Origin of the sequence: Edaphobacter sp. (genome assembly GCF_035532915.1) — a bacterium.
Taxonomy (GTDB): Bacteria; Acidobacteriota; Terriglobia; order Terriglobales; family Acidobacteriaceae; genus Edaphobacter.
The window spans coordinates 1-3780 of sequence record NZ_DATKQC010000102.1 but is presented as its reverse complement, the minus strand read 5'-3'; the positions used below and the strand labels follow the sequence as shown (position 1 = coordinate 3780).

Here is a 3780-nt window from a genome sequence, read left to right as displayed (position 1 = left end):
CGGATTTACATATCGTGGCCGGTTCTCAGATGCTAGCCAAGCCGTGACTGTAGGCTACGTGCAGTCACAAAAGGCGCATAACACGTTGCGCTGGCTTATTCAGCGTCAGGGAACACGAATTGGGAAAGACTGGACCCTGGTCGCCTGGTCCGTAAAGTCTGCAGATGCCCCTCCCGTTCTGGTGGATAGCTGGGAGTTTTTCCGAGACGCTGGAGAAACCACCGAAGAAGCGCCAGAGGCTGCATGCCAGGGTGATGCCGGACAGCTCTTTGCGCTGCGGCTAAGAAAAGCCATCGGCGGCTACAAACAGAAGCTCGATGACTCAGCTGACATCGTCGTGATGGGGCTTGATTCCGCCACACCGGGCCGCATGGCGATTCTTTTTTACCGCGAGCTCATAGAGGCGGAGTTTCTTATACGCCTCGAACGCTGGCATACATCGCTGGCCTGGCCGCAAAACATGGGCAAAGACCGGCGATTCGTCGGCGCGCCCTCGCCCAGCGACATTGCTGAAGCCTGCTATGGCCGCCGCGTCGAGGGAAGAGAGGGAGAAAAGCTTCGTAAGGCCACGCAGGAGCGCTTGTTGCCTTGCATCGTCGACGGCCGACCCCTGCCGCGCGATCTTGTGCTCGCGGCCGTAGCAAGCACTGTGAGATGCGCCTATCAAAAAGACCATAAAAAGGGATATTGGGAATTCGAACGCAATCTCGGCGTGGCCTGCTCGCTCTATCGAGGCGCACACCCAAAGGAGAACTACACCATGAGTCTCGACGAATCGCGCACCTCGCGCGATTATCTCTATGGCCGTCTGCTGGCAGTTGCCGACAGCATTGAAGGCTTGGCCCTGAATGTTGCGAAAGTGCAGCGCGACACCACTGCTGCCCGCCTCATGCAGCGCTTTGCCGACCACCCGTACAGTACATGGCGCACGATCGAGCTCCAGTTGACGCCGTACATCGCGCAACTGCGTTCGAGTCGTGCTGCTGCCCTGCAGCGCCGACAGAGCCTCATCGACGCTGTCTACGCTCTGTTTGAAACCAGCGGCGGGGAGAGCGCCTTTCTGGACCCTCGCCCGCTCTCCGGCGAGTTTTTGCTCGGCTTTCACAGCCAGCGTGAAGCCCTGAAGCCGCGCAAGGACAACTCTAACGATGCTGAACCCGAAGCCACGCCCGAAGAAGGAGACAACCAGTGAGCAGCCTGTCCAACAAGATTGATTTCGCCGCCATCCTCCGCGTGAACCACGCCAACCCGAATGGCGATCCGCTGAACGGCAATCGCCCTCGCACCGACTACAACGGCCTCGGCGAGATTTCGGACGTCTGCCTCAAGCGCAAGCTTCGCGACCGCCTCCAGGAAAGCGGCTCCGCGATCTTCGTTCAGTCGGACGACCGCAAGAGCGACGACGCCACCAGCCTGCAGGACCGCGCGGTCAAGGGCCTTGGCAAAGATTTCGGCGGTCCGGAGACTGCAAAGAAAGCCAGCGAGAAATGGCTCGACGTCCGCGCTTTCGGCCAGTTGTTCGCCATGAAATCTTCGAAGAAGAAAAAAGCTGATTCGGAAGACGACAGCGCCGGCGATACCGGCGTCTCCATCCCCATCCGCGGCCCCGTCACGGTGCAGTCCGCCTTCAGCGTTGCGCCGGTCGATGTCACCAGCACGCAGATCACGAAGAGTGTCTCGGGCGAGGGCGACGGCACCAAGCGTGGTTCGGACACCATGGGTATGAAGCACTGCGTTGACAACGCCGTCTACGTCTTCTTCGGCAGCATGAACCCGCAACTGGCCGAGCGCACTGGCTTCAGCGATGCCGATGCCGAGGCGATCAAGGCCCAACTCCGGAGACTCTTTGAAAACGACGCATCCTCGGCGCGGCCCGAGGGCACCATGCGCGTGCTCAAGGTCTTCTGGTGGAAGCACTCGACCAAGCCCGGCCAATACTCCTCAGCACGGGTTCACGGTACGCTCAAGGTGAACCCGGACGGAACCTATACCCTGGAGAACCTCCATGGACTTACTCCAGAAGAAATCGACGGCTTCTGATCTCTTAACCGAGCAGGAGTCCGAGAACGCTCTGCCGCTGAGCGGACTGCAGCATCTTGCCTTCTGTCCGCGTCAGTGGGCCTTGATCCACCTTGAGCAGGCATGGGCAGAGAACCGCCTCACCTCGGAGGGTCGGCTTCTCCATGAGAAAGCCGACCTTCCGGGGCAGTCACGACGGCATGATCTTCGCACCGTTCGCGGTCTTCCGCTCGCCAGCCGCCACCTCGCCCTCACCGGCCGCGCCGATGTCGTCGAGTTTCGTCCGGGGCCCTTTCCGGTCGAATACAAGCGCGGCCGGCATAAACCGGACGATTGCGACCTGGTCCAGCTTTGCGCGCAAGCGCTCTGTCTTGAAGAAATGCTAGGCCAACCGGTCCCGCGCGGTGCCATTTTTTATGGCGAGCCGCGCCGCCGGCTCGAAGTAGAATTCTCACCCCAACTCCGCGCCCGGACGGAAACGCTTGCAGCCGAGATGCACCGCCTCTACCAGTCCCGTGAAACTCCGCCTGCTAAACCAGGGAACTACTGCCAGAACTGTTCGCTCCTCAACATTTGCTTGCCCCATGCCACCGCTGAATCCACCATCCAAACCCGGTGGAACCGGCGCCAGCGCCAAGCCCTTCAACTTCCCGCGTGAGTCACCATGCGAAAGCTGCTCAACACGTTGCACGTCACCACGCAGGGAGCCTATCTCCACCGCGACGGGGAAACGATCGCGGTTAAAATTGAGGACGAAACCCGCCTGCGTCTCCCCGTCCACACCATCGAGGGGTTGGTCTGCTGGGGGCGTGTCTCCTGCTCGCCACCCGTACTCGCTCTCTGCTGCGAACACGGCGTCGGCATCTCGTACCTCACCGAGCAGGGCCGATTTCTGGCGCGCGTCCAGGGGCCGGTCTCCGGCAATGTTCTTCTGCGCCGAGAACAATACCGAGCTGCGGATAAAGAAGAGATCGCACTGCCCATCGTTCGTTCCATCGTGACGGCCAAGATTGCCAACAGCCGCATCGTGCTTCTTCGCGCCGCGCGCGAATCCTCCATTCCCGACGATAAGGAAGCACTCAGAGCCGTGGCGGATAAGTTGACCTTGGAAGGAACAGAATCCATGAAGGCCACTTCGATCGACGAAGCTCGTGGCCACGAAGGCATGGCCGGTCAACTCTACTTCTCCGTCTTCGATCTTATGGTCGTCGGTGACAAGGAAGCCTTCAGCTTCTCAGGCCGCACCAGACGCCCTCCTCGCGACCGCGTGAACGCTCTTCTGTCATTCATCTATGCGCTCCTGCGCCACGATGTAGAGTCTGCGCTTGAGAGCGTCGGCCTCGATCCCGCGGTTGGATTTCTCCATACCGACCGGCCTGGCCGTCCCAGTCTCGCGCTTGACCTGATGGAAGAGTTGCGCGCGCCGATTGCCGACCGTCTTGCTCTCACGCTCATCAACCGGCGCCAGTTGCAGTGCGAGGACTTTGTCGAACAGGAAGGCGGTGGAATCCTTCTTGAAGAAAAGGCTCGCAAGACGATCATCGCGGCGTGGCAGGCGCGGAAGCAGGAAGAAGTCGAGCATCCCTTCATTGAGGAGCGCATCCCGCTCGGCCTCATCCCATATGTGCAATCACTGATCCTTGCGCGCCATCTGCGCAGAGGGCTCGATGCTTACCCCGCCTTTCTCTGGAAATAGACTGTCAGGGGTGATAGAAAATGTTTGTCCTGGTTAGTTACGATGTCAGCACGCGAACGGAAGCA

Annotated in this window: 4 protein-coding genes; all 4 read left to right on the top strand. The window is 60.2% G+C overall.

The genetic code is table 11. The annotated features are described in order from the left end of the window. On the top strand, positions 1–1192 hold a 1192-nt coding region (gene cas8c / locus VMU57_RS05410; RefSeq protein ID WP_325381607.1), incomplete at its 5' end, for a type I-C CRISPR-associated protein Cas8c/Csd1. Further along, the gene (gene cas7c / locus VMU57_RS05405; RefSeq protein WP_325381605.1) at positions 1189–2040 is read left to right on the top strand and encodes a type I-C CRISPR-associated protein Cas7/Csd2; all 852 of its coding nucleotides are present in this window, start codon (positions 1189–1191) and stop codon (positions 2038–2040) included. The genes cas8c and cas7c, both read left to right, overlap by 4 nt. After that, positions 2006–2677: a CRISPR-associated protein Cas4 gene (gene cas4, locus VMU57_RS05400; protein ID WP_325381603.1), complete on the top strand. Its 672-nt coding sequence runs from the start codon at positions 2006–2008 to the stop codon at positions 2675–2677. The genes cas7c and cas4 overlap by 35 nt, the downstream gene beginning before the upstream one ends. 6 nt (positions 2678–2683) lie before the next feature. After that, positions 2684–3715 carry a type I-C CRISPR-associated endonuclease Cas1c gene (cas1c, locus tag VMU57_RS05395; RefSeq protein ID WP_325381601.1) on the top strand — a complete coding sequence of 344 codons (1032 nt, stop codon included), beginning with the start codon at positions 2684–2686 and terminating at the stop codon, positions 3713–3715. Positions 3716–3780: the final 65 nt, after the last annotated feature.